We start from the raw sequence: 24,969 nt of genomic DNA, 5'->3' as shown, positions 1-24,969 counted from the left end.
GCCTTGAAACTGCTGATTCTCGACCGTGACGGGGTGATCAACCATGACTCCGACGCCTATATCAAGACGCTGGAAGAGTGGGTACCGATCCCGGGTTCGGTCGAAGCGATCGCGCAGTTGAGCAAGGCGGGCTGGAAGGTGGCCGTGGCCACCAACCAGTCCGGTATTGCCCGTGGCTATTACACGCTGGCAACCCTTCAGGCCATGCACGCGCGCCTGCGCGCGCTGGTGGCCGAGCAGGGCGGCGAGGTGGGCCATATCGTGTATTGCCCGCATGGGCCGGACGAAGGCTGCGGTTGCCGCAAGCCCAAGCCTGGCATGCTGCGGGCTATCGCCGAGCATTACCAGGTCGGCCTTGAGGGCGTCTGGTTTGTTGGCGATAGCAAAGGTGACCTGGAGGCCGCCCTGGCCGTCGGTGCACAACCCGTGTTGGTGAAAACCGGCAAGGGCGAGCGGACCCTGGAAAAAGGTGTCCCGGAAACTACACTGATTTTCGACGATCTGGCAGCTATCGCCAGAGAACTAATTTAAACAGTGCGCTTCTGGCGCACTTTTCTCAGGCGGGCATGCCCCGCAATGGTACAAGCCACTATGTCGATCCTGCAGGCGATCAGAATCTTTCTTTTTTACCTGCTGCTGGGCACCAGTTCGCTGCTGTGGTGCTCGCTGAGCTTTTTCGTCGCGCCGTTCCTGTCGTTCCCCAAGCGCTACAAGTTCATCAACGTATATTGGTGCCGCTGCGCGCTGTTCCTGGTGCGCACCATCCTCGGCATCGACTACAAGATCACGGGTGCCGAGAACGTGCCCAATGAGCCTTGCGTGATCCTGTCGAACCACCAGAGCACCTGGGAAACCTTCTTCCTGTCCCAGTACTTCTCGCCGTTGAGCCAAGTGCTCAAGCGCGAGCTGCTGTATGTGCCGTTCTTCGGCTGGGCCATGGCCATGCTGCGACCGATCGCGATCAACCGCGACAACCCCAAGGAAGCCCTGCGCCAGGTAGCGAGCAAGGGTGACGAGCTGCTCAAGCAGAAGACCTGGGTGCTGATTTTCCCGGAAGGCACCCGCGTGCCCTTCGGCACGGTGGGTAAGTTTTCCCGTGGCGGTACCGCTCTGGCGGTAAATGCCGGGCTGCCGGTGCTGCCGATTGCCCACAACGCGGGCAAGTTCTGGCCAAAGACGGGTTGGGGCAAACGCTCTGGCACCATCGAGGTGGTCATTGGCGAACCCATGTACGCCAACGGCAGCGGGCCACGTGCCATTGCAGAGCTCAACGACCGCGCCGCAGCGTGGAACGAGACGACTCAGCGGGCCATGGGTTCGCTGCCGCCAGCAGCGGAAAAACCCCAGGAACAGACAGCTTGATTTTCTGTGGATAACTTGTGAGCAGTTTTTCGATCGAATGCTTCAAGTGATCTCTAAGTAATTGAATTAACTGTTTATTTCTACGTATGACATTTTTCTTAAAATCGTGCATAAGTTTTTTCGGGGCATAAAAAAACCGGCTTTTACAGCCGGTTTTTTTATGGCGTGTGGACAGCATCAGACCTTGTCGATATCCACATCCTTGGTTTCTTTGAGGCAGAAGATACCCACCACCAGGCTCACCCCGGTCACCAGAATCGGGTACCACAGCCCGTAGAAAATATCCCCGGTGTACACCACCAGCGCGAACGAAACCGTCGGTAGGAAGCCGCCGAACCAGCCGTTGCCAATGTGGTAGGGCAGTGACATCGAGGTGTAGCGGATACGGGTCGGGAACAGTTCGACCATTACCGCCGCCAAGGGGCCGTAGGTCATGGTCGCGATCAGAATCATCGCCACGATCAGCACCACCACCATCACCTGGTTGACCTGCGCCGGGTCGGCCTTGGCTGGGTAGCCCGCCTGCTCGATTGCCGCGCGCATGGCGGTTTCGTCGAAGCCATTGATGGCCTTGTCGCCAATATTCACCACTACATCACTGCCCGCCACGCTTACCGATTTGTACGGCAAGCCCTGCTTGACCAGGAACGTCTTGACCTTGTCGCACGGGCTGTCGAAACGCGCTTTGCCCACCGGGTCGAACTGGAAGGTGCAGCCTTGCGGGTCGGCGGTTACCACGATCGGCGCCTGGCGGCTGGCGGCATCAATCTGCGGGTTGGCGTAGTGGCTCAGCGCCTTGAACAGCGGGAAGTACAACACGGTGGCCAGCAGCAGGCCGAGCATCAGAATCGGCTTGCGACCGATACGGTCGGACAACCAGCCGAAGAACACGAAGAACGGCGCACCAATCACCACACTGATGATCAGCAGGGTGTTGGCCTGTGCCGGGTCCATCTTCAGCATCTGGGTCATGAAGAACAGCACGTAGAACTGTGCCGTGTAGAAGGTCACGGCTTGCCCGGCGTTGATGCTGAACAGAGCGGTAAGTACCACTTTCAGGTTTGGCCAGGAGGTGAACGACTCACGGATCGGCGATTTGCTCACCTTGCCCTGGGCCTTCATTTTCACGAACGCCGGCGATTCGTGCATGCTCATACGAATCCAGGTGGAGATGGCCAGCAGCACGATCGACAGCAGGAACGGCAGGCGCCAGCCCCAGGTTTCGAACTGGTCGCCGCTGATATAGCGGCTGCCCAGTACCACCAGCAGCGACAGCAGCAGCCCAAGGGTGGCGGTGGACTGGATGAAACCGGTGTGGAAGCCACGCTTGCCAGGCGGTGCGTGTTCAGCCACATAAGTGGCAGCACCGCCGTACTCACCGCCCAGTGCCAGCCCCTGCAACATCCGCAAAATCACCAGGATGATCGGTGCTGCGATGCCGATGCTGGCATAGGTGGGCAACAGCCCCACTGCGAAGGTGGACAGGCCCATCAGCACGATGGTGACCAAAAAGGTGTACTTGCGCCCGATCATATCGCCCAGGCGGCCGAACACCAGCGCACCGAAGGGCCGCACCAGAAAACCGGCGGCGAAGGCCATAAGGGCGAAGATGAAGGCAGTGGTGTCGTTCACACCCGCAAAAAACTGCTTGCTGATGACCGCTGCCAACGCGCCATAGAGAAAAAAGTCATACCACTCGAAAACTGTCCCGAGGGATGACGCGAAAATGATCTTGCGTTCTTCACGGCGGCTGGAGCTGCTGGCCGCCGCACCCTGCTCTTGGATGTAATCCGACATCGTTGCTGTCCTCGGCCCGCAGGCCACAGTGATTATTCTTGTTGTTCCACTGTCGGCAGCCTCTGACCGCAAGCCGCCGGTACTGCACGCACCCGGTCAGGGCGTCGGTAAGGCGTCTTCATTCAGATAGGTTTGGGTCGCAGCTCCTTTGAGAATCAGTTGCGCCGCCTTTTCGGCGATCATGAGGGTGGGTGAGCAGGTATTGCCCGAAGTGATCTGCGGCATGATCGAGGCATCCGCTACGCGCAGGCCGGGGATGCCGTGTACGCGCAGCTGGTTATCCACAACGTCCAGGGCGCCGGTGCCCATGCGGCAGGTACCGACCGGGTGGAAGATGGTGGTGCCGATTTTGCCGGCGGCCTCGAACAGTTCTTCCTCGGTTTGCAGGGCCGGGCCCGGCAGGTATTCCTTGGGCTCGAACGCCGCGAGGGCAGGGGCCTGGACGATGCGCCGGGTAAGACGAATGGCTTCGGCAGCGACGCGCAGGTCTTGTGGGTCACTGAGGTAATTGGGGTCGATCAGCGGCGTGCTGTTCATGTCGGTGCTGCGGATATCGATACGCCCGCGGCTGGCCGGGCGCAAGTTACACACCGAAGCGGTGAACGCCGGGAACGGATGCAACGGCTCGCCGAAGCGCTCCAGTGACAGCGGCTGCACGTGGTACTGCAGGTTGGCAGTGGCCTGATCCGGACTTGAACGCACAAATGCACCCAATTGACTCGGCGCCATGGCCAGCGGGCCACTGCGGTCATAGAGATAACGCAGGCCAATTCCCATCTTGCCCAACAGGCTGTTGGCCATCTGGTTCAAGGTGCGGGTGTTGCGGATCTGGTAGATCAGGCGCAGTTGCAGGTGGTCCTGAAGGTTGCCGCCAACGCCCGGCATGTCGTGGCGAACGCCGATACCCAGGCTTTCCAGCAGCTGTCGCGGGCCGATGCCGGAGCGCTGCAGAATGCCTGGTGAACCAACGGCGCCGGCGCAAAGGATAATCTCGCGGCGCGCCGCAAACTCGTGCCAAGCGCCTTGCCAAAATGCTTTCACCGCCCGCGCCCGGGTATTGTTGAGCAGTACCTGATCAACCTGAACGCCGGTCAGCACGGTGAGGTTGGCGCGGTCCTTGATCGGTCGCAGGAAGGCTTTGGAAGCATTCCAGCGCACGCCGCTGCGCTGGTTGACCTGAAAGTATCCACAGCCTTGGTTGTCGCCGGTATTGAAGTCATCGACCTTGCCGACGCCGCTTTGCTCGGCGGCATCGCGGAAAGCATCGAGAATCGGCCAGCTGTAGCGCTGGCGTTCGACCCGCCATTCGCCATCACCGCCGTGGTGCTCGCTGGCGCCGGCAAAGTGGTTCTCGCTGGCCTTGAACAGCGGCAATACATCTTTCCAGGCCCAACCGTCGTTACCTTGCTCGGCCCAAGCATCATAGTCGGCCGCCTGGCCGCGCATGTAGATCATGCCGTTGATCGAGGAGCAGCCACCAAGCACCTTGCCGCGCGGGTAGCCCAGTGCGCGACCGCCAAGACCAACCTGGGCCTCGGTCTTGAAACACCAGTCCGTGCGCGGGTTGCCTATGCAGTAGAGATAACCCACGGGAATGTGGATCCAGGGATAGTTATCGCGGCCACCCGCTTCCAGCAGCAAGACGCGGCAGGAAGGGTCGGCGGACAAACGATTGGCCAGCAGGCAACCGGCGGGACCGGCCCCTACGACCACGTAGTCGAAGACAGAATCGGCTGATGGCATGTGCAACCTCGGGCCTGTTTTTTATTCTTGTCCCGATCCATCTTAGTGAGTAATTTCGTGGAGGAAACACGAGATTTCGCGCAGCCGCTGTGCGTTTTAGCACAGTGGTAAGCCTGTACTGGCCTCTTCGCGGGCACGCCCGCTCCCACAGGGATCGCGTTACCTTGGGAGCGGGCGTGCCCGCGAAGAGGCCGGAACGAACTGCCAAAAAGGACAAGCATGTTCGACTGGAACGATCTGCGGTTTTTCCTCGAGTTGCAGCGCAGCGGCCGCCTACTCACTGCCGCCAAGCGCCTCAACACCACCCACAGCACCGTGGCTCGGCACATCGAGAGTATCGAGCAAAGCCTGGGTACCGCACTGTTTGTACAACATGCCCAAGGTTATGAGCTGACCCCTTCAGGCCAGGCCCTGCTCAAGCACGCCGAGGCCATGGAAAATGTCGCGCTGCTGGCGCAGGAAGAAATCACCCAGGCCATCACTCCGTTGGGCAAGATTCGCCTGGGGGTGACCGAAGGCATCGGCATCATGTTCTTCACCCCGCGCATGAACGCACTGTTCGAGCGTTACCCCGGCCTGGAAGTGGAGCTGGTCGCCGTACCGCGTTTCGTCAGCATCCTCAATCGCGAGGCAGAAATCAGCATCCACCTGGAACGGCCCAATGCCGACCTACTGATTACCCGCAAACTCACCGATTACCGCCTGGCCCTGTACGCCAGCCAGGACTACCTGGACCGCGCGCCGCCCCTGCGCAACCGCGAAGACCTGGCCAGGCACAGCTGGATCGGCTACGTAGACGACCTGCTGTTCAGCCAGGAACTGCTGTTTCTGAACAGTTTCTGCCGGGCGCCGAATGTGGTGTTTCGCAGTACCAGCGTCATCGCCCAACAGGCCGCTGCCCGTGCCGGCCTGGGCATCGCCGTGCTGCCCAACTACATGGCTCGCCACGACCCGACACTGGTGCGCGTGCTGCCGGGCGAAACCATCCAGCGCAGCTACTGGATCTGCACCCGGCGCGAGTTGCACAAGTCGGTGCGCCTGCGGGTGGTGTGGGACTACCTGCTGGCGCTATGCGCGGCAGAACAGCACGAGCTGCTAGCCCAATAGTGCCTTGCCGGCCAGCAGCAAGGCCGCCACCCAACCAGCCGCTGCAAACATCTGCTGCAAACGCGGCCCGGCCAGCCTGGCCGTCAATGGCCGTGCCAGCAGCAAACCAAGCACCGCGCCGGCAGCGAACGGGGCGCCTACCTGCCAATGCATGACCCCCGCCAGGCTGGCGCTGACCACACTTCCGGTGGATACCAAGGCGATTACTGCCAACGAAGTGGAAACGATGCTGGCCATGCGCAGGTTGGTATAGCGGTTCAACGCAGGGATGATGACGAAGCCACCACCCACACCCAACAGGCCGGACAGTAACCCGGACAACGCCCCGGTAAATGCCAGGGCACGCGCGCAGGGAAGGGTCCAGCGCAAACGGCCCTGCAAAGGGTTCAACACACAGGGTTCGATGTAGCGATGGGCGTCATTGGCCTCACCGCGCAGCTCCTTGGCAGCCTTGCGCCAGATACGCAGGCAGGCATACACCAACACACCCGCGAACACCAACTGCAAGGGTGTGTTCGGCAAGCGGTGCGCAAGCATCAGCCCGAACGGCGCGGCAACCACACCCACCATCGCAATGAACAGCGCCGCCCGATAACGCACCAGCCCCTGTCGTAGCCCCAGCACCGCGCCAACCGCTGCAGCCAGGCCTACGGCCAGCAGGCCGACCGGAGCCGCCTCGACCATCGACAGCCCCAGCCCGAACACCAACAAAGGCACTGCGAGAATGCCACCGCCTGCGCCGGTCAATGCCAGGACCGCGCCGATGATCGCGCCCAGGCCCGCCCCCAACAATTGATGCTCGATCACTTCCCACCCTCGGCACCCAACGGCTGCGGCCGAGCCAGCCACTCGCGGCCCTTCAGCATGCCTTGCCAGTACAACGGTGGCAGCGCTTGCGCCTTCAGCAACCAGGCCAGGCGCGTTGGTTTGCGGCCATCCAGCAACCAGCTGGGGAAGCTCGGTGCCAGCTTGCCGCCATAGGTGAACTCGGCCAGGACGATTTTGCCGCGCTCTACAGTCAGCGGGCACGAGCCATAGCCGTCGTACTGGGCGAGGGTAGGCAACCTGCCCAATGCCACCAACACGTTGTTGGCCACGACCGGCGCCTGCTTACGGGCAGCCGCAGCAGTCTTGGCATTGCTGGTGTTGGCCACATCACCCAGGGCATGGATGTTGATGTATTTGCGGTGGCGCAGGGTATGCGGGTCGACATCGACCCAGCCAGCGTTATCGGCCAACGGGCTTTCACGAATGAAGGCCGGCGCCACCTGGGAAGGGACCACATGGAGCATGTCAAAAGCCTCGATGTGCGTTTCGCTGCTGCCGTCGGGCAGGGTGCACACGAAGGTGGCGCGCTTGTTCGGACCATCCACGGCCACCAGTCGGTGGGAGAAATGGAGGTCCACGGCGTATTTGTCTATGTACTTCATCAGCGCAGGCACATAGTCCGCCACACCGAACAACACAGCGCCAGCATTGAAGAAGCTGGCTTTCACGGCCCCCAGATGGCCGTGGCGTAACCAGTGGTCGCAAGACAGGTACAACGCCTTCTGCGGCGCGCCCGCACATTTGATCGGCATGGGCGGCTGGCTGAATATGGCCCGGCCTTGCTTGAGCTTGTGCACCAGCTCCCAGGTATAGGGCGCCAGGTCGTAGCGGTAGTTGGAGGTGACACCGTTGCGGCCCAGGGTTTCGCTGAGCCCATCAATGGCCGCCCAGTCCAGCGTAAGGCCGGGACAGACTACCAGCTGTTCATAGCTGATGGCGCGACCGTCCTCGAGGACGACCAACTGGCCCAGCGGATCGAAAGCCTGCACCCGCGCCTTGACCCAGCGTACCCCGCGCGGAATGGTCGAGGCCATGGTGCGGGCAGTGCTCGGTGCCTTGAACACACCGGCACCGACCATGGTCCAGCCGGGTTGGTAGTAATGCACTTCGGCGGGGTCGATCACGGCAACGTCCAGCGACGGGTCACGGCTGATCAGGCTGGCAGCGGTAGCGATACCGGCGGCACCGGCACCGACGATGACCACTTTGTGATGGTCGGTATTGGCAGGGGACAACAAGGCAGGCATGGCGGTAAATCCTGGAAATCTGATTATGGGGCAGGGCGGTTACAGCGTGTTCAGCGGAATCTTCAGGTAGCTCACGCCGTTCTCCTCCGGCGCGGGGAAATGGCCGCTGCGCATATTCACCTGCACCGAAGGCAGGATCAGCACCGGCATGTCGAGGGTCTTGTCGCGCGCTTCACGCATGGCGACAAAACTGTCTTCGTCGATGCCCTGATGAATGTGGATGTTGCTGGCACGCTGTTCGGCCACGGTAGTGACATACTGCATGTCGCGGCCACCCGGTAGGTAGTCGTGGCACATGAACAGCCGTGTCTGGTCGGGGAACGCCAGCAGACGACGGATCGAGCGGTAGAGGGTGCGGGCATCAGCCCCCGGGAAGTCGCAACGGGCGGTGCCGTAGTCGGGCATGAACAGGGTATCGCCGACGAACACCGCAATTTCACCCGCGTCTTCGATCATGAAACTCATGCACGCCGGCGTGTGCCCTGGGGTGTGCAGTGCACGGGCATGCAGGTTGCCAATACGGAAACCTTCCTCGTCTACCAACAGTACATCGAACTGGCTGCCATCCCGCGCAAAGCCAGGCTCAGCGTTGAACAGCGCACCGAACACTTTCTGCACCTGGGTGATGTGAGCACCGATAGCGGTGTGGCCACCCAGCTTTTCCTTCAGGTAGGCAGCCGCCGAGAGATGGTCGGCGTGCACATGGGTTTCCAGCACCCACTGAACGTCAGCGCCAAGCGCCTTCACCCGGTCGATCAACTGGTCCGCCGAGACGGTACAGGTACGCCCTGACTTGGGATCATAGTCGAGGACACTGTCGATTAATGCACACTTGCGCGTTTCGCCATCCATGACCAGGTAGCTAATGGTTGAGGTCGCCTTGTCGAAGAAGGCTTCCACGTGAAGGTTGTTGCCGATGATCATCACGTTCTCCAGATTATCCACCGCGCCTTGTACAGGCGTAGGCAGTGAAAGGAGGTTTATCAAGATGCATGCCAGGCTTTTTACTGCGTATGGGCCAATGAAATCGGCCAGGTACCGATAACTGACAGCAATACTGACAACCCATATGGCAGTCGACTGACAGCCAATGGCAGTGTTTGGCAGTCCTTGTTACCCTGCGCCGGTAATCCATACGGTGTCGTCATGCCCCAAACCCATCCCCTCATCCTAGCGCTGGTTTCCTACCTTGAGCACGATGCCCTGCCGACCATCGTGCTGGACACCGACTACAACATCCTGGCCGCCAACGCCGCCTATCGCCGCCAGTTCGGTCACCACGAGCAGGCCCCGCTGGGCGAAAAATGCCACAAGGTATCGCACCACTACGCCGTGCCCTGCGACCAGGCCGGCGAGCATTGCCCGATGCGCAAAGCCTGGGACAGCAAGGTGCCGGAGCGGGTATTGCACATTCATCACACACCACGTGGCCCCGAGCATGTCGATGTCGAACTGCGCCCGATCCTGGATGAGCAGGGTAGGGTGGTGGCCTTTGTCGAGCGCCTGACCACCATCGCCCTCGCATCGGCTCAGCCTCAGGAACAAGGCCTGGTCGGCCGGGCACCCGCATTCAAAGTTGCCTTGTCCAGCCTGCAGCGCGCAGCGCCGGCGCAGATCCCGGTTTTATTGCAGGGTGAGTCAGGTACCGGTAAAGAGCTGTTCGCGCGCGCGCTACACATGGGCAGCCCCAGAGCCAACGGCCCATTGGTGGTGGTCGATTGCACCGGCTTGACCGAGTCGTTGTTCGAGAGTGAGTTGTTCGGCTATGAGAAGGGCGCATTCACCGGCGCCAATCAGCGCAAGATCGGCCTGGCTGAGGCCGCGCATGGCGGTACCCTGTTCCTCGATGAAATCGGCGAAGTACCGTTAGCGATGCAAGTGAAACTGTTACGCCTTATCGAGTCCGGCAGCTTCCGTCCGGTGGGCAGCTTGCGCACGGTGCACTCGGACTTCCGCCTGGTTTCTGCCACACACAAACCGCTCAAGCAAATGGTCGCGCAGGGCACCTTCCGTGAAGACCTGTATTACCGCATCAGCGGTTTCCCCATTCGCCTGCCTGCGCTGCGCGAGCGGGTTGAAGATCTGCCGCTGCTCGCGCAAAGCCTGTTACAGCGAATGGCTGGCAAGCCTACGCCCAGCCTGAGTAAGGATGCCTTGCAGCAGCTTGGGTTACATCCATTTCCGGGCAACATCCGCGAGTTGCGTAACATTCTGGAGCGCGCCCGTTTGTTTGCCGATGACGGGCTTATTCGGCCGGAGCATTTGCCGGAAGATATCGGGCCTACCCAGGTGGTCAAGGGACAAGGCCGTCGCAATGGCTTGGGTGAACTTGCGCAGGCGCTTGAGCAGTTCAAAGGCTCACGCAGCGAATTGGCCAGTCATCTTGGCATGAGCGAACGCACGCTCTATCGCCGTTTGAAGGCGCTCGGGCTGAATTGAAAGGGCGGCAGACTTTACCGGACCTTTACCTGCGCCCTGACATTAAACGTAAAAAATCGTGGTCTGATCAGTTAACCGAACCTGGCAGTCAGCACTGGCCAGGCGATAACAGGCAGAGGACCGTCTCAAATGAAGAAAACCCTAAGCGTGATCTGCGCCGCGCTCATGCTCAGCGCACCGTTGGCCAGCTTCGCACAACCGGGCCCACCCGACCGGCACGATGATGGCCCATCGCACCAAGGCAACCCGCCGCATGGCCAGCCAAAGCAGCAAGGCCGCCATGACAACGGCCGTGCACCCGATTACCGCAACCCCAACTTCCGCCCGCAACCAGGCATGCCGGTGCCTCACCAGCAGTGGCAACGAGGGCATGTGGTTGACCCCCACTACCGTGGCGACCGCTACTGGGTGACTGACTGGAAAGCACGCCACTTGTATGCGCCACCGCGTGACCATCGCTGGTTGTATGTAAATGGCGACTACGTGCTGGTGGCTATTGCCAGTGGGGTGATCGTTAACATTCTCAGCGGTTACTGATTTTCAGGCACTAAAAAGCCCGCATCAGCGGGCTTTTTAGTGCCTGGCGGATCACACCTGATCAGAAGTCCAGGTTCGACACCGACAGCGCGTTGCTTTCGATGAAGTCACGGCGCGGCTCGACCGCATCACCCATCAGGGTGTTGAAGATCTGGTCAGCTGCGATCGCATCCTCGATGGTGACCTTGAGCATACGGCGGACGGTCGGGTCCATGGTAGTTTCCCACAGCTGCTCAGGGTTCATCTCACCCAGCCCTTTGTAGCGCTGGATGGTGTGGCGCTTGGTGGTTTCGTTCATCAGCCAGTCCAGGCCTTCCTTGAACTCGACGATTGCCTTACGGCGCTCACCGCGCTGAACGTAAGCACCTTCGCCCAACAAGCTGGACAGCTTGGCACCAATGTTGACTACGGTACGGTAGTCATTGCTGCCGAAGAAGTCCCGGTTGAAGGTGACATAGCTGGCCAGGCCGTGGGAGGTAACTTCCACTTCCGGCAACCATACGTTGCGCTCTTTGTCTTCGCGCAGGCTGGCTTTGTAAACCAGGCCGGACTTCTGGCTGTTGCTCAGGCGCTCTTGGAACTTGGCCAGCCAGGCTTGCATCAGAGCGTGGTCACCCAACTGCTCCACAGCCACTTCCGGCAGGTAGATGAAGTGCTCGGTGATATCTTCCGGATACAAGCGCGACAGGCGCTTGAGTGTTTTCATCACGCCGCGGAATTCATTCACCAGGCTTTCCAGCTGCACACCGGAAACCGCTGGCGCCGACTCGTCCAGGTGCAGGCTGGCATCTTCCAGGGCCGACTGGGTCATGTACTCTTCCATGGCCTCGTCGTCCTTGATGTACTGCTCCTGCTTGCCTTTCTTCACCTTGTACAGTGGTGGCTGGGCAATGTAGATGTAGCCGCGCTCGACCAGCTCCGGCAGCTGACGGAAGAAGAAGGTCAGCAGCAGAGTGCGGATGTGCGAACCGTCAACGTCAGCATCGGTCATGATGATGATGTTGTGATAACGCAGCTTGTCGATGTTGTACTCCTCGCGGCCGATACCGCAGCCCAGTGCGGTGATCAGCGTGCCCACTTCCTGGGACGAGATCATCTTGTCGAAGCGGGCTTTCTCAACGTTGAGGATTTTACCCTTCAGCGGCAAGATCGCCTGGGTACGACGGTTACGGCCTTGCTTGGCCGAGCCACCGGCGGAGTCACCCTCCACCAGGTACAGTTCGGAAAGGGCAGGGTCCTTCTCCTGGCAGTCCGCCAGCTTGCCTGGCAGGCCGGCGATGTCCAGCGCACCTTTGCGGCGAGTCATCTCACGGGCTTTACGTGCTGCTTCACGGGCACGGGCGGCGTCGATCATCTTGCCAACGACAGCCTTGGCCTCGTTCGGGTTCTCCAGCAGGAAGTCGGCGAAGTACTTGTTCATCTCCTGTTCCACGGCGGTTTTCACCTCCGAGGAGACCAGCTTGTCTTTGGTCTGCGAGCTGAACTTGGGGTCCGGCACCTTCACCGAGATGATTGCGGTCAGGCCTTCACGGGCATCATCGCCAGTGGTTGCCACCTTGTTCTTCTTGGCCAGGCCTTCCTGCTCGATGTAGCTGTTCAGGCTACGGGTCAGCGAGGAACGGAAGCCCACCAGGTGAGTGCCGCCGTCACGCTGCGGAATGTTGTTGGTGAAGCACAGCAGGTTTTCGTTGAAGCTGTCGTTCCATTGCAGAGCAACTTCAACACCCACACCATCGTCACGCTGGACGTTGAAGTGGAACACCTGGGAGTTGACCGGAGTCTTGTTGGTGTTCAGGTACTCGACGAATGCGCGCAGGCCGCCTTCATACTTGAAGAACTCTTCCTTACCGCTGCGCTCATCCTTCAGCAGAATGCCAACGCCCGAATTGAGGAACGACAACTCGCGAATACGCTTGGCCAGGATGTCCCAGCTGAAGTGAATGTTCTTGAAGGTTTCAGCTGAAGGCTTGAAGTGGATGTGGGTACCGGTGGTTTCACTGTCACCGACAACCGCCATAGGCGCTTGAGGAACACCGTGAACGTAAGTCTGTTCCCAGATTTTTCCGCTACGGCGAACGGTCAGCACCAGCTTCTCGGACAGCGCGTTCACGACCGAAACCCCTACGCCGTGCAGGCCGCCGGATACCTTGTAGGAGTTATCGTCGAACTTACCGCCGGCGTGCAGCACAGTCATGATGACCTCGGCTGCGGAAACGCCTTCTTCTTTATGCACGTCGACCGGAATGCCGCGACCGTTGTCGCGCACACTGATGGATTCGTCCGGATGGATAATGACAGTGATGTCATCGCAGTGACCGGCGAGGGCTTCGTCGATGGAGTTGTCGACCACCTCGAAGACCATGTGGTGCAGGCCGCTACCATCATCGGTGTCGCCAATGTACATGCCGGGACGCTTGCGTACGGCATCCAAACCTTTCAGCACCTTGATGCTGGAGGAGTCGTACGTTTGATTTTCGCTCATGCCTTCACTCCCGATGGTCGTGGGTCTGGGTGATACGGCCTTGTTCCACGTGGAACAAAGCAACTGGCGTTTCCGTCTGCCAGCCTTCCCTCAGTAATTCGTGATCTACACAGGTGATGAACACCTGGCAGCGTAATTCTTCAAGCAAGCCGCACAGCGCGCGGCGATGCTGGTCGTCCAGTTCGGACGGCAAGTCATCCACGAGATAAATACAATGACCGCGGCGAGCCTGACTAACGAGGTGGCCCTGGGCAATGCGCAATGCACACACCACCAGCTTTTGCTGACCACGCGACAGGATGTCGGCTGCATTGTTGGCAGCCAGACGAAGACGCAGATCAGCACGCTGCGGACCGGCCTGGGTATGGCCCATCTGCTGATCGCGAAGGAGAGAGGAGGCGAGTACTTCTTGCAGTTCCCGGTCCTTGTCCCAGCCTCGGTAGTAGCTCAGGGTCAACCCGTCCAGCTCGACCAGTTCGCTCAGGGTTCGCTCGAAGACGGGCTTCAAGGCCTTGATGTAGTTGCGACGGTATTCATCTATTTCCGCGCTGGCCAGGCACAGTTCCCGGTCCCAGGCGGCTTGCGAAGCTGGGTCAAGTGTACCATGACGCAACCATGAGTTCCGCTGCCGCAGCGCCTTCTGCAGCCGCTGCCAGGCTGGCAAGAAGCGAGGTTCCACGTGGAACACCCCCCAATCCAGAAACTGGCGACGAATTTTCGGGGCACCTTCCAAAAGGCGGAAACTGTCGGGGTTGATGAGCTGAAGCGGTAACAACTCCGCCAGTTGCGCCGCGCTGCGCGCATTCTGCCCATCGATGCGAATAGTAAACTCCCCCTGGCGCTCCCGGGAGACGCCCAGGTTGCTGGTGCCACCCTCGGTCAACTGCACTTCACCAAACACGGTACAGGCAGCCTGTTCGTACTGGATAACCGGGTTCAGGCGTGTGCTACGGAAAGAGCGCGCCAGCCCCAGCAAATGCACGGCTTCAAGCACGCTGGTCTTGCCGCTGCCGTTGGCGCCATAAAGTATGTTGATACGGGGGGAGGGTAAGAGAGTCACCGGGTGCAAATTGCGCACCGCGGTGACCATGATACGTCGAAGGGACATGTCGCCTGCTATGGGTTACAGGCGCATCGGCATGACAACATAGGAAGAATCGTCATTGCCCGCTTCCTGCAGCAGGGCACTGCTGTTGGAATCCGAGAGGATCAGACGAACTTGCTCAGTAGTCATTACGCCCAGCACGTCGAGCAGGTAGCTGACGTTGAAGCCGATTTCCAGCGAGCTACCTTCGTAGTCCACGCTGATCTCTTCCTCTGCTTCTTCCTGCTCCGGGTTGTTGGCCTGGATTTTCAGTTGGCCAGCAGCCAGTTGCAGGCGAATGCCGCGGTACTTTTCGTTGGAAAGAATCGCGGTACGGCTGAAGGCTTCACGCAAGGCCTGGCGGTCACCGACCACCAGCTTGTCGCCGCCCTTGGGCAGTACGCGCTCATAGTCCGGGAACTTGCCGTCCACCAGCTTGGAGGTGAAAGTGAATTCACCGGTGGTGGCACGGATGTGATGCTGGCCCAGCACGATGCTGACCATGCCTTCCGGGTCCGTGAGCAAACGCGCGAGCTCCAGGATACCTTTGCGTGGCACGATGACCTGATGGCGGTCATCCTGCTCGATCGGCGCGGTCATGGAGCACAACGCCAGCCGGTGACCATCGGTGGACACTGCGCGCAGGGTGTTGCGGGACACCTCCAGCAGCATGCCGTTCAGGTAGTAGCGCACATCCTGCTGGGCCATGGCGAAGCTGGTGCGCTCGATCAGCCGGCGCAGCTTGCTCTGTTCCAGGTTGCAGGTCAGCGAGCCCGGGCCTTCTTCCACCGTCGGGAAGTCATTGGCTGGCAGAGTGGACAGGGTGAAGCGGCTACGGCCGGCCTTGACCAACAGTTTCTGCTCGTCGACCTTGATATCGATCAGGGCGTCGTTTGGCAGGCTTTTGCAGATGTCCATCAGCTTGCGTGCCGGGACAGTGATTTCGCCGGGTTCAGCCGGCTCTTCCAGTTGCACGCGGCCTACCAGTTCGACTTCCAGGTCGGTACCGGTCAACGACAGTTGCTGGCCTTGCACAACCAGCAATACGTTGGACAGGACCGGCAAGGTCTGACGGCGCTCGACGACACCGGCGACCAGTTGCAGGGGTTTCAACAGGGCTTCGCGTTGAATGGTGAAATGCATGGTCTAGTCCCTTGCCTTCAATTAGCTGCGCAGACGGCCATCAGGTCGTCAGCGTCCGCAGCAGGTTCTTGTAGTCCTCGCGGATGTCCGCGTCGGATTCCTTCAGTTCGTTGATCTTGCGGCAGGCGTGCAGCACGGTCGTGTGGTCGCGACCACCAAACATGTCGCCGATTTCCGGCAGGCTGTGGTTAGTCAGCTCCTTTGACAGGGCCATGGCCACCTGGCGTGGACGAGCGACAGAACGTGAACGCCGCTTGGACAACAGATCAGATATCTTGATCTTGTAGTACTCGGCGACGGTTCGCTGAATGTTGTCCACACTGACCAGTTTGTCCTGCAGTGCCAGCAGGTCTTTCAGCGACTCACGGATCAGCTCGATGGTGATATCACGGCCCATGAAGTGCGAGTGGGCGATCACCCGCTTCAGGGCACCTTCCAGCTCACGCACATTGGAGCGGATGCGCTGGGCAATAAAGAAGGCCGCATCATGCGGCAGCTCGACCTTGGCCTGGTCGGCCTTCTTCATCAGGATGGCCACACGGGTTTCCAGCTCGGGTGGCTCGACGGCCACCGTCAGGCCCCAGCCAAAGCGCGACTTCAAGCGCTCTTCCAGGCCTTCGATCTCCTTGGGGTAACGGTCAGAGGTCAGGATTACCTGCTGGCCGCCCTCAAGCAGGGCGTTGAAGGTGTGGAAAAACTCTTCTTGCGAGCGCTCTTTACGGGCAAAGAACTGGATATCGTCGATCAACAACGCATCCACCGAGCGGTAGAAACGTTTGAACTCGTTGATAGCGTTCAGCTGCAGAGCCTTGACCATGTCCGCGACGAAGCGCTCCGAATGCAGGTAGACGACCTTGGCGTTCGGGTTCTTCTTCAGCAGGTGGTTACCCACAGCATGCATAAGGTGGGTTTTACCCAGGCCCACACCGCCATAAAGGAAAAGCGGGTTGTAACCATGCTTGGGGTTGTCCGCGACCTGCCAGGCAGCCGCACGCGCCAACTGGTTCGACTTACCTTCGACGAAGGTTTCGAAGGTGAAGGTACGGTTCAGGTAACTGGTGTGCTTGAGCGCACCTTCAACCTGCACGGTGCGCTGTTCGGCCCGACCACCAACGGCGGGTGCCGCAGCCGTTTCGGCCATGGCATCGAAGCTGTCGCGTGCGGACGGTTCGGCAAGATCCTCGACCAATACCGGCTCGGTCACCGGCACTGCAACAGGTTCGACCGCTGCCACCGGAGCAGGCTTGTGCGCCTGGCCTTGAGCCAGCGAGGCAGCCACGGCCGCACTGACCGGTGCGTTGGGCGCGGCACGCGGAGCCGAGCTGCGACGGCTGCCTATCAACAAGGAAAGGGCAGGCGCAATACCGCTGCCGTTTTCACCTAGCAGCTCGAGCAAGCGACCCAGGTACTTTTCATTGACCCAATCGAGAACGAAACGGTTGGGCGCATAGACGCGCAACTCGTCGCCTTCGGCTTCGACCTGTAGCGGACGGATCCAGGTGTTGAATTGCTGGGCAGGCAGTTCATCGCGCAGAAGCTCCACGCACTGCTGCCAAAGTTCCACTGACACGGATATCCCCTGAGTTTGAAAGCCGGATGAGGCAAAAACAAACCGCCATTGTACCGGTCGGGCGCCCAGTTATCCACATGTGGACACGTTAGGAGCCATGACAAAACAGCCATTTATCGACCAAAACGACCTTTACGCGTTGTGAATAAGGTCTGTGGATAACCGCCCACGAGGGCTATGCACAACCCTGAGGTCAGTCCTGTTGATAACTTATCTGTGGGTAAGTAGCATTTTAATCCACAGCTTGCCCGCACGAATAAAACAGGTGCAGCACCGGTTGAGAACACGGTTGTAAAACGCTGTACATGGCGTGAATTATGGCCTTGAGTAGGTTATCCACAGAAGGTTACCCACATAAGATTTATAAGTTCTTCAGAAAAGCTTTTTATATGTCTCTTCTTTTTTTCATGTTGTCCCTGATTCGTGTGTCCGATCAAGCACCCCCTTGGGATGAATCGCCAGGCACCGTCCATCCTGTGCTCTATAGGGAAAGACTGGTTGGAAATTGACCTATGGGCTTGCTTTCTCTAGAATCGCCGGTCTCTTAAAAAGGGGGCCATCCCGGCCCGTCGTCGACAAACCAGGTAACACGCCATGAAACGTACTTTCCAACCAAGCACCATCAAGCGCGCCCGCACCCACGGTTTCCGTGCCCGTATGGCTACCAAGAACGGCCGCGCTGTTCTGTCGCGTCGTCGTGCCAAAGGCCGTAAGCGTCTGGCCATTTGATTTTTCGGCACAGGTGGTGAGTCAGGACTTCAGTCGGGAAAAGCGACTGCTTACACCCCGACACTTCAAAGCGGTCTTCGACTCCCCAACCGGCAAGGTTCCAGGGAAAAACCTGCTGATCCTTGCTCGCGAGAACGGCCTTGATCACCCACGGCTCGGCCTGGTGATTGGCAAGAAGAGCGTCAAGCTCGCCGTTCAACGCAATCGCCTCAAGCGCTTGATGCGCGATTCCTTTCGTCTGAACCAGCAAATGCTCGCCGGGCTGGACATCGTGATCGTCGCGCGCAAGGGATTGGGTGAAGTAGAAAACCCGGAATTGCACCAACACTTTGGCAAACTCTGGAAACGTCTGGCGCGCAGCCGGCCAACACCAGCAGTCACCGCCAATTCCGCAGGGGTAGACAGCCAAGATGCGTAAACTGGCCCTCGTTCCGATCCAGTTTTACCGTTATGCCATCAGCCCCCTGATGGCTAATCACTGTCGTTTTTTCCCCAGTTGCTCCTGTTACGCTCAAGAAGCCATTGAAAACCATGGCCTATGGCGTGGTGGGTGGCTAGCCGTTCGTCGCCTGGGGCGTTGTCATCCGTGGAATGACGGCGGTTTCGACCCCGTTCCCCCCGCTCCTTCCTCCCGAACTTCTTCGATAGCCGAGTAATCATGGATATTAAACGCACGATCCTGATCGCCGCGCTGGCAGTCGTGTCCTACGTCATGGTCCTGAAGTGGAACGATGACTACGGCCAGGCTGCCCTGCCGACTCAGAATACTGCTGCCAGCACCGTTGCTCCGGGCCTGCCCGATGGCGTGCCGGCCGGTAACAACGGTGCCAGCGCCGATGTACCGAGCGCCAACGCCGAATCGAGCCCTGCCGAACTGGCACCGGTCGCACTGAGCAAGGACCTGATCCGAGTCAAGACCGACGTCCTGGAACTGGCTATCGATCCGGTCGGTGGTGACATCGTCCAGTTGAACCTGCCTAAGTACCCACGCCGTCAGGACCACCCGAACATTCCATTCCAGTTGTTCGACAATGGTGGTGAGCGTGTTTACCTGGCACAAAGCGGTCTGACCGGCGCCAATGGCCCGGATGCCCGCGCCAGCGGTCGCCCGTTGTATGCTGCCGAGCAGAGGAGCTACCAGCTGGCCGACGGCCAGGAACAACTGGTGGTCGACCTGAAGTTCAGCGACAACGGTGTCAACTACATCAAGCGCTTCAGCTTCAAGCGTGGTGAGTACGACCTGAATGTCACCTACCTGATCGACAACCAGAGTGGCCAGGCCTGGAGCGGCAACATGTTTGCCCAGCTCAAGCGCGACGCCAGCGGCGATCCGTCCTCGAGTACCGCAACCGGCACCGCAACCTACCTGGGTGCTGCTCTGTGGACAGCTTCTGAGCCTTACAAAAAGGTCTCGATGAAGGACATCGACAAAGGTAGTTTGAAAGAAAATGTGTCCGGCGGTTGGGTTGCCTGGCTGCAGCACTACTTCGTGACCGCCTGGATTCCGGCAAAAACGGACAACAACGTTGTCCAGACCCGCAAGGACAGCCAGGGCAACTACATCATCGGCTACACCGGCCCAGTCCTCAGCGTTCCTGCTGGCGGCAAGGTCGAAACCAGCGCCATGCTGTACGCCGGTCCGAAAATCCAGTCCAAGCTGAAAGAGTTGTCCCCAGGTCTGGAACTGACCGTCGACTACGGCTTCCTGTGGTTCATCGCCCAGCCGATCTTCTGGCTGCTGCAACATATCCACAGCCTGCTGGGTAACTGGGGCTGGTCGATCATCGTACTGACCATGCTGATCAAAGGCCTGTTCTTCCCGCTGTCGGCTGCCAGCTACCGTTCGATGGCACGTATGCGTGCTGTTGCGCCGAAGCTCGCCGCACTGAAGGAACGCTTCGGTGACGATCGCCAGAAGATGTCCCAGGCGATGATGGAGCTGTACAAGAAAGAGAAGATCAACCCGCTGGGCGGCTGCCTGCCGATCCTGGTACAAATGCCGGTATTCCTGGCCCTGTACTGGGTACTGCTGGAAAGCGTTGAAATGCGCCAGGCCCCATGGATGCTGTGGATTACCGACCTGTCGATCAAGGATCCGTTCTTCATCCTGCCGATCATCATGGGCGCCACCATGTTCATCCAGCAGCGCCTGAACCCGACCCCACCGGATCCGATGCAGGCCAAGGTGATGAAAATGATGCCGATCATCTTCACCTTCTTCTTCCTGTGGTTCCCGGCTGGTCTGGTGCTGTACTGGGTTGTGAACAACTGCCTGTCGATCACTCAGCAGTGGTACATCACCCGCAGCATCGAGGCAGCCAGCAAAAAAGCTGCTGCTTGACAGGCTACTGCGCTAGCCTGTGAATAAAAAACGCCCCCTAGTGGGGCGTTTTTGCTATCTGTCGTTTTGTCGTAGAGGCTTTCGAGCATGAACACTGTGCGTGAAACCATCGCCGCCATCGCTACCGCCCAAGGTCGCGGGGGTGTGGGTATTGTCAGGTTGTCCGGCCCTCTGGCTGCCAAGGCCGGCCAGTTGATCACCGGCCGTACACTCACCCCTCGGCATGCCCATTACGGCCCGTTCCGCGACGATGAAGGGCTTGTACTGGATGAGGGGATCGCGCTGTTCTTCCCAGGGCCGAATTCGTTCACAGGCGAGGATGTGCTCGAACTGCAGGGCCACGGCGGACCGGTGGTCCTGGATATGTTGCTGCAGCGCTGTGTACAAGTCGGGTGCCGCCTGGCCCGCCCAGGCGAATTCAGCGAGCGCGCGTTCCTCAATGACAAACTTGACCTCGCCCAGGCCGAAGCGATTGCCGACCTGATCGAGGCCAGTTCCAGCCAGGCGGCGCGCAACGCCCTGCGTTCGCTGCAGGGGGAGTTCTCGAAACGTGTGCACAGCCTTACCGAAGCGTTGATTGCCCTGCGCATCTACGTCGAGGCGGCTATCGACTTCCCGGAAGAAGAAATCGACTTCCTCGCCGATGGCCACGTGCTGTCGATGCTCGATGCCGTACGCAGCGAGTTGTCCACTGTGCAACGCGAGGCCGGGCAAGGCGCCTTGCTGCGTGACGGCATGACGGTGGTCATCGCCGGCCGGCCGAATGCGGGCAAGTCGAGCCTGCTGAACCAGCTTGCTGGCCGGGAAGCGGCGATTGTCACCGACATTGCCGGTACCACCCGGGACATCCTGCGGGAACATATCCACATCGACGGCATGCCACTGCACGTCGTCGATACGGCCGGTTTGCGCGATACCGACGACCATGTGGAAAAGATCGGCGTGGAGCGCGCCCTGAAGGCCATTGGCGAGGCTGACCGTGTGTTGCTGGTGGTCGACTCCACCGCGCCCGAGGCCAGCGACCCGTTCGCTTTGTGGCCGGAATTTCTCGACCAGCGGCCAGACCCAGCCAAGGTCACGCTCATCCGTAACAAGGCCGACCTGAGTGGTGAACGGGTCGCGCTGGAGCAGTGTGATGACGGCCATGTGACGATCACCCTCAGCGCCAAAGGCGACGATGCAGGGCTGAAACTGCTGCGCGACCATCTGAAGGCCTGCATGGGTTACGAACAGACTGCAGAGAGTGGTTTCAGTGCCCGTAGGCGCCATCTGGATGCCTTGCGCCAAGCCAGCGAACACCTTGAGCACGGCCGTGCTCAGTTGACCCTGGCGGGTGCAGGAGAGCTGCTGGCTGAGGACTTGCGCCAGGCACAACATGCCCTGGGCGAAATTACCGGGGCATTCAGCTCGGATGATTTGTTGGGGCGGATTTTCTCCAGCTTCTGCATCGGCAAATAATCCACAGCAGGCGAGATCAAGAGCCGCTCCCTCGGGAGCGGCTTTATTTTGCCTGCAATTTCTCATCTCATGCCTTGAACAGATGGCTGTGGGAGCGGGTTTACCCGTGACGAGGCCCTCGAAACTGACACATCACTCATCCACAGAAGGCAATCTGGGCTCAGGAGCCCTGTGGAAAACCCGCCTTCAGCTCCGTTGATAAGCAGGCTTTTTTTCTGAGGAAAATCTGGCCTGTGGGTAAAGAGCCATTTAATCCACAGGCTAAATCGTGTTATCCATACCCCTCATGGCACTCCAACCACAGGGTTTAATTTCTCTCTACACACCATGAACAAAGGGCTACAGAACCTTATCCACAGACAAGGCTGTGTATAAGAATAAACATAAAAACAAAGCTTTTTTAAATTTCTCCTCTTTGTTTTCTGTTGTTTGCCACTCATCCACAGACTGGTCAAAATTTGCTCAGACGGTTTCTTTAAAGGGGGTGAAGTCCCTATACTTGTCCGCTTACCTTCTCTATTCGCAAAAACAGGCACGAGGTGCGTGGTGGATTTCCCTTCCCGTTTTGAAGTGATCGTCATCGGCGGCGGCCATGCCGGTACCGAGGCTGCGCTTGCGTCTGCACGCATGGGTGTGAAAACCCTGCTGTTGACCCATAACGTGGAAACCCTCGGTCACATGAGCTGCAACCCCGCCATCGGCGGTATCGGCAAAAGCCATCTGGTCAAAGAGATCGATGCCCTCGGTGGCGCCATGGCGCTGGCCACCGACAAGAGCGGCATCCAGTTCCGCGTTCTGAACAACCGCAAGGGCCCGGCCGTACGTGCCACCCGAGCACAGGCCGACCGCGCCATCTACAAGGCAGTGGTGCGTGAAATCCTGGAAAACCAGCCGAACCTGTGGATATTCCAGCAGTCCTGCGACGACCTGATCGTCGAGCAGGACCAGGTCAAAGGCGTGGTGACCCAGATGGGCCTGCGTTTCTTCGCCGAATCGGTGGTACTGACCACCGGTACCTTCCTCGGCGGCCTTATCCACATTGGTTTGCAAAACCATTCCGGCGGCCGCGCCGGTGATCCGCCTTCGATCGCCCTGGCCCACCGCATGCGTGAGCTGCCGCTGCGCGTCGGCCGCCTGAAAACCGGTACGCCGCCACGCATCGATGGCCGCTCGGTGGACTTCTCGGTGATGACCGAGCAGCCAGGCGATACGCCGATCCCGGTGATGTCGTTCATGGGCAATGCCGAAATGCACCCGCGTCAGGTGAGCTGCTGGATTACCCACACCAATGCGCGCACCCACGAGATCATCGCCTCGAACCTCGACCGTTCGCCGATGTACTCGGGTGTGATCGAAGGTGTCGGTCCGCGCTACTGCCCGTCGATCGAAGACAAGATCCACCGCTTCGCCGACAAGGAAAGCCACCAGGTGTTCATTGAGCCGGAAGGCCTGACCACCCATGAGCTGTACCCCAACGGTATTTCCACATCGCTGCCGTTCGACGTGCAGCTGGAACTGGTGCGTTCGATCCGTGGCATGGAAAACGCCCACATCGTGCGCCCGGGCTATGCCATCGAATACGACTACTTCGACCCGCGCGACCTCAAGTACAGCCTCGAAACCAAAGTCATCGGCGGCCTGTTCTTCGCCGGGCAGATCAACGGCACCACCGGTTACGAAGAAGCCGGCGCCCAAGGCCTGCTGGCCGGTACCAACGCCGCACTGCGAGCGCAGGGCCGTGACAGCTGGTGCCCGCGCCGCGACGAGGCGTACATCGGCGTACTGGTCGACGACCTGATTACCCTGGGTACCCAGGAGCCGTACCGCATGTTCACTTCGCGTGCCGAGTACCGACTGATCCTGCGAGAAGACAACGCCGACCTGCGCCTGACCGAAAAGGGCCGCGAACTCGGCCTGATCGACGACCAACGCTGGGCCGCCTTCTGCACCAAGCGCGACGGCATCGAACGCGAGGAGCAGCGCCTGAAGTCGACCTGGGTGCGCCCGAACACCGAGCAAGGCCAAGCCATTGTGGATAAGTTCGGTACCCCGCTCAGCCATGAGTACAGCCTGCTCAACCTGTTGGCGCGCCCCGAAATCGACTACGCCGGGCTGATCGAGGCAACCGGCGGCGAAGCGATCGATCCACAGGTCGCCGAGCAGGTCGAAATCCGCACCAAATACGCCGGTTACATCGATCGCCAGCAAGACGAAATCGCCCGCTTGCGTGCCAGCGAAGATACCCGCCTGCCTGTGGATATCGACTACTCGACCATTTCCGGCCTGTCCAAGGAGATCCAGGGCAAGCTTGGCCAGACCCGTCCGGAAACGTTGGGCCAGGCTTCGCGCATCCCGGGCGTGACCCCGGCGGCGATTTCCCTGTTGCTGATTCACTTGAAAAAACGCGGCGCTGGCCGCGAATTGGAGCAAAGCGCTTGAGTTCCCTGGTCACCCCGCAACACGCAGAAGAGTTGTCCACAGGTGCCCGCCAGCTTGGTGTCGAGCTGAGCACCGAGCATCACGAAAAGCTGCTCGGCTACCTGGCCCTGTTGATCAAATGGAACAAAGCCTACAATCTCACCGCCGTGCGCGACCCCGACGAGATGGTGTCGCGCCACCTGCTGGACAGCCTCAGCGTCATGCCGTTTATCCACAGCGAGTGTGTCAACTGGCTGGATGTGGGCAGTGGCGGTGGCATGCCCGGCATTCCCTTGGCTATCTTGCATCCGGACAAGCGGGTGACTGTGCTGGACGCCAATGGCAAGAAGACCCGCTTCCTGACCCAGGTGAAAATGGAGCTCAAGCTGGACAACCTCACGGTTATCCACAGCCGGGTCGAGGCCTTCCAGCCAGCGCAGCCGTTCGACGGCATCATCTCCCGTGCCTTCAGCAGCATGGAGAACTTCACCAACTGGACCCGCCACCTGGGCGACACCGGGACGCAATGGCTTGCAATGAAGGGGCTGCATCCTGCCGATGAACTGGTAGCATTGCCCGCAGACTTCACAGTGGAAAGCGAACAGGCCCTGACCGTTCCGGGTTGCCAGGGCCAGCGCCATCTGCTGATACTGCGCCGCAAGGCATGACTGGGAACACACGCAA

At 59.7% G+C, this 24,969-nt stretch carries 21 protein-coding genes; 12 read left to right on the top strand and 9 right to left on the bottom strand.

Going from position 1 to position 24,969, the window contains the following annotated elements; all coding sequences use genetic code 11:
• Nucleotides 1-3: 3 nt before the first annotated feature.
• Together gmhB and ACF8R4_RS04260 are read left to right on the top strand one after the other, a co-directional pair.
• Nucleotides 4-531 (top strand): D-glycero-beta-D-manno-heptose 1,7-bisphosphate 7-phosphatase, encoded by a 528-nt coding sequence (gene gmhB, locus ACF8R4_RS04265; RefSeq protein WP_060499865.1) that lies wholly within the window; start codon nt 4-6, stop codon nt 529-531.
• A gap of 45 nt (nt 532-576) precedes the next feature.
• Complete coding sequence (locus tag ACF8R4_RS04260; RefSeq protein WP_392491737.1) at nt 577-1,362, top strand: lysophospholipid acyltransferase family protein; 786 nt, start codon at nt 577-579, stop codon at nt 1,360-1,362.
• 177 nt (nt 1,363-1,539) lie between these two features.
• Here ACF8R4_RS04260 and ACF8R4_RS04255 read toward each other — a convergent pair whose 3' ends face one another.
• Nucleotides 1,540-3,159 (bottom strand): MFS transporter, encoded by a 1,620-nt coding sequence (locus ACF8R4_RS04255; RefSeq protein ID WP_028699544.1) that lies wholly within the window; start codon nt 3,157-3,159, stop codon nt 1,540-1,542.
• Nucleotides 3,160-3,255: 96 nt separating this feature from the next.
• Nucleotides 3,256-4,902 (bottom strand): GMC family oxidoreductase, encoded by a 1,647-nt coding sequence (locus ACF8R4_RS04250; protein WP_392491735.1) that lies wholly within the window; start codon nt 4,900-4,902, stop codon nt 3,256-3,258.
• 219 nt (nt 4,903-5,121) lie between these two features.
• Here ACF8R4_RS04250 and ACF8R4_RS04245 point away from each other — a divergent pair, with 219 nt between their 5' ends.
• Nucleotides 5,122-6,009, top strand: a complete 888-nt coding sequence (locus ACF8R4_RS04245) for a LysR family transcriptional regulator (protein ID WP_060499867.1) — start codon at nt 5,122-5,124, stop codon at nt 6,007-6,009.
• Here the strand turns inward: ACF8R4_RS04245 and ACF8R4_RS04240 are convergent.
• The 3 genes from ACF8R4_RS04240 to ACF8R4_RS04230 are packed head-to-tail and all read right to left on the bottom strand — an operon-like array spanning nt 5,998 to nt 9,008.
• Nucleotides 5,998-6,816 (bottom strand): sulfite exporter TauE/SafE family protein, encoded by an 819-nt coding sequence (locus tag ACF8R4_RS04240; protein WP_060499868.1) that lies wholly within the window; start codon nt 6,814-6,816, stop codon nt 5,998-6,000. The genes ACF8R4_RS04245 and ACF8R4_RS04240 overlap by 12 nt on opposite strands.
• Nucleotides 6,813-8,084, bottom strand: a complete 1,272-nt coding sequence (locus ACF8R4_RS04235; RefSeq protein ID WP_392491733.1) for an FAD/NAD(P)-binding oxidoreductase — start codon at nt 8,082-8,084, stop codon at nt 6,813-6,815. The genes ACF8R4_RS04240 and ACF8R4_RS04235 overlap by 4 nt, the downstream gene beginning before the upstream one ends.
• A gap of 39 nt (nt 8,085-8,123) precedes the next feature.
• Nucleotides 8,124-9,008 (bottom strand): MBL fold metallo-hydrolase, encoded by an 885-nt coding sequence (locus tag ACF8R4_RS04230; RefSeq protein WP_060499870.1) that lies wholly within the window; start codon nt 9,006-9,008, stop codon nt 8,124-8,126.
• A gap of 222 nt (nt 9,009-9,230) precedes the next feature.
• Between ACF8R4_RS04230 and ACF8R4_RS04225 the strand changes: the two genes are divergently transcribed.
• Complete coding sequence (locus tag ACF8R4_RS04225; RefSeq protein ID WP_060499871.1) at nt 9,231-10,523, top strand: sigma-54-dependent Fis family transcriptional regulator; 1,293 nt, start codon at nt 9,231-9,233, stop codon at nt 10,521-10,523.
• Between the two features lie 129 nt (nt 10,524-10,652).
• Nucleotides 10,653-11,060 (top strand): RcnB family protein, encoded by a 408-nt coding sequence (locus ACF8R4_RS04220; protein WP_060499872.1) that lies wholly within the window; start codon nt 10,653-10,655, stop codon nt 11,058-11,060.
• Nucleotides 11,061-11,121: 61 nt separating this feature from the next.
• Here the strand turns inward: ACF8R4_RS04220 and gyrB are convergent, their stop codons facing one another.
• The 4 genes from gyrB to dnaA are packed head-to-tail and all read right to left on the bottom strand — an operon-like array spanning nt 11,122 to nt 17,339.
• Nucleotides 11,122-13,542: a DNA topoisomerase (ATP-hydrolyzing) subunit B gene (gene gyrB / locus ACF8R4_RS04215; RefSeq protein ID WP_060499730.1), complete on the bottom strand. Its 2,421-nt coding sequence runs from the start codon at nt 13,540-13,542 to the stop codon at nt 11,122-11,124.
• 4 nt (nt 13,543-13,546) lie between these two features.
• Complete coding sequence (gene recF, locus ACF8R4_RS04210) at nt 13,547-14,650, bottom strand: DNA replication/repair protein RecF (RefSeq protein WP_060499729.1); 1,104 nt, start codon at nt 14,648-14,650, stop codon at nt 13,547-13,549.
• 15 nt (nt 14,651-14,665) lie between these two features.
• The gene (gene dnaN, locus ACF8R4_RS04205; RefSeq protein ID WP_016712777.1) at nt 14,666-15,769 is read right to left on the bottom strand and encodes a DNA polymerase III subunit beta; all 1,104 of its coding nucleotides are present in this window, start codon (nt 15,767-15,769) and stop codon (nt 14,666-14,668) included.
• Between the two features lie 40 nt (nt 15,770-15,809).
• On the bottom strand, nt 15,810-17,339 hold the full coding sequence (gene dnaA, locus ACF8R4_RS04200; RefSeq protein WP_060499728.1) for a chromosomal replication initiator protein DnaA: 1,530 nt from the start codon (nt 17,337-17,339) through the stop codon (nt 15,810-15,812).
• Nucleotides 17,340-17,933: 594 nt separating this feature from the next.
• On the opposite strand from dnaA, the gene rpmH reads away from it, so the two are divergent.
• The 7 genes from rpmH to rsmG all read left to right on the top strand — a co-directional run bounded on the left by rpmH (nt 17,934) and on the right by rsmG (nt 24,953).
• On the top strand, nt 17,934-18,068 hold the full coding sequence (gene rpmH / locus ACF8R4_RS04195; protein ID WP_003253163.1) for a 50S ribosomal protein L34: 135 nt from the start codon (nt 17,934-17,936) through the stop codon (nt 18,066-18,068).
• 13 nt (nt 18,069-18,081) lie between these two features.
• Entirely contained in the window at nt 18,082-18,486 is a 405-nt protein-coding gene (gene rnpA / locus ACF8R4_RS04190) for a ribonuclease P protein component (protein WP_016712775.1), read from the top strand.
• Nucleotides 18,479-18,724 (top strand): membrane protein insertion efficiency factor YidD, encoded by a 246-nt coding sequence (yidD, locus tag ACF8R4_RS04185; RefSeq protein ID WP_082426416.1) that lies wholly within the window; start codon nt 18,479-18,481, stop codon nt 18,722-18,724. Before rnpA ends, yidD begins: the two co-directional genes overlap by 8 nt.
• A 2-nt stretch (nt 18,725-18,726) precedes the next feature.
• Nucleotides 18,727-20,409, top strand: coding sequence for a membrane protein insertase YidC (yidC, locus tag ACF8R4_RS04180; RefSeq protein WP_060499726.1), 1,683 nt, complete (start codon nt 18,727-18,729; stop codon nt 20,407-20,409).
• Between the two features lie 87 nt (nt 20,410-20,496).
• Entirely contained in the window at nt 20,497-21,867 is a 1,371-nt protein-coding gene (gene mnmE, locus ACF8R4_RS04175) for a tRNA uridine-5-carboxymethylaminomethyl(34) synthesis GTPase MnmE (RefSeq protein WP_060499725.1), read from the top strand.
• 546 nt (nt 21,868-22,413) lie between these two features.
• Nucleotides 22,414-24,306, top strand: a complete 1,893-nt coding sequence (gene mnmG, locus ACF8R4_RS04170) for a tRNA uridine-5-carboxymethylaminomethyl(34) synthesis enzyme MnmG (protein WP_060499724.1) — start codon at nt 22,414-22,416, stop codon at nt 24,304-24,306.
• Entirely contained in the window at nt 24,303-24,953 is a 651-nt protein-coding gene (rsmG, locus tag ACF8R4_RS04165; RefSeq protein ID WP_104833712.1) for a 16S rRNA (guanine(527)-N(7))-methyltransferase RsmG, read from the top strand. Before mnmG ends, rsmG begins: the two co-directional genes overlap by 4 nt.
• Nucleotides 24,954-24,969 lie beyond the last annotated feature (16 nt).

Origin of the sequence: Pseudomonas sp. FYR_2, from assembly GCF_043106425.1 — a bacterium.
GTDB lineage: Bacteria > Pseudomonadota > Gammaproteobacteria > Pseudomonadales > Pseudomonadaceae > Aquipseudomonas > Aquipseudomonas monteilii.
Note: the sequence above shows the minus strand (reverse complement) of the source record. Positions and strands in the feature narration are given on the sequence as shown.

Excerpts from the sequence above, each read along its gene's own strand:
- ACF8R4_RS04260 (WP_392491737.1), top strand. The coding sequence starts at position 577 with ATGGTACAAGCCACTATGTCGATCCTGCAGGCGATCAGAATCTTTCTT.
- ACF8R4_RS04255 (WP_028699544.1), bottom strand. The coding sequence starts at position 3,159 with ATGTCGGATTACATCCAAGAGCAGGGTGCGGCGGCCAGCAGCTCCAGC.
- ACF8R4_RS04250 (WP_392491735.1), bottom strand. The coding sequence starts at position 4,902 with ATGCCATCAGCCGATTCTGTCTTCGACTACGTGGTCGTAGGGGCCGGT.
- ACF8R4_RS04245 (WP_060499867.1), top strand. The coding sequence starts at position 5,122 with ATGTTCGACTGGAACGATCTGCGGTTTTTCCTCGAGTTGCAGCGCAGC.
- ACF8R4_RS04235 (WP_392491733.1), bottom strand. The coding sequence starts at position 8,084 with ATGCCTGCCTTGTTGTCCCCTGCCAATACCGACCATCACAAAGTGGTC.
- ACF8R4_RS04230 (WP_060499870.1), bottom strand. The coding sequence starts at position 9,008 with ATGATCATCGGCAACAACCTTCACGTGGAAGCCTTCTTCGACAAGGCG.
- ACF8R4_RS04225 (WP_060499871.1), top strand. The coding sequence starts at position 9,231 with ATGCCCCAAACCCATCCCCTCATCCTAGCGCTGGTTTCCTACCTTGAG.
- ACF8R4_RS04220 (WP_060499872.1), top strand. The coding sequence starts at position 10,653 with ATGAAGAAAACCCTAAGCGTGATCTGCGCCGCGCTCATGCTCAGCGCA.
- gyrB (WP_060499730.1), bottom strand. The coding sequence starts at position 13,542 with ATGAGCGAAAATCAAACGTACGACTCCTCCAGCATCAAGGTGCTGAAA.
- recF (WP_060499729.1), bottom strand. The coding sequence starts at position 14,650 with ATGTCCCTTCGACGTATCATGGTCACCGCGGTGCGCAATTTGCACCCG.
- dnaN (WP_016712777.1), bottom strand. The coding sequence starts at position 15,769 with ATGCATTTCACCATTCAACGCGAAGCCCTGTTGAAACCCCTGCAACTG.
- rpmH (WP_003253163.1), top strand. The coding sequence starts at position 17,934 with ATGAAACGTACTTTCCAACCAAGCACCATCAAGCGCGCCCGCACCCAC.
- yidD (WP_082426416.1), top strand. The coding sequence starts at position 18,479 with ATGCGTAAACTGGCCCTCGTTCCGATCCAGTTTTACCGTTATGCCATC.
- yidC (WP_060499726.1), top strand. The coding sequence starts at position 18,727 with ATGGATATTAAACGCACGATCCTGATCGCCGCGCTGGCAGTCGTGTCC.
- mnmE (WP_060499725.1), top strand. The coding sequence starts at position 20,497 with ATGAACACTGTGCGTGAAACCATCGCCGCCATCGCTACCGCCCAAGGT.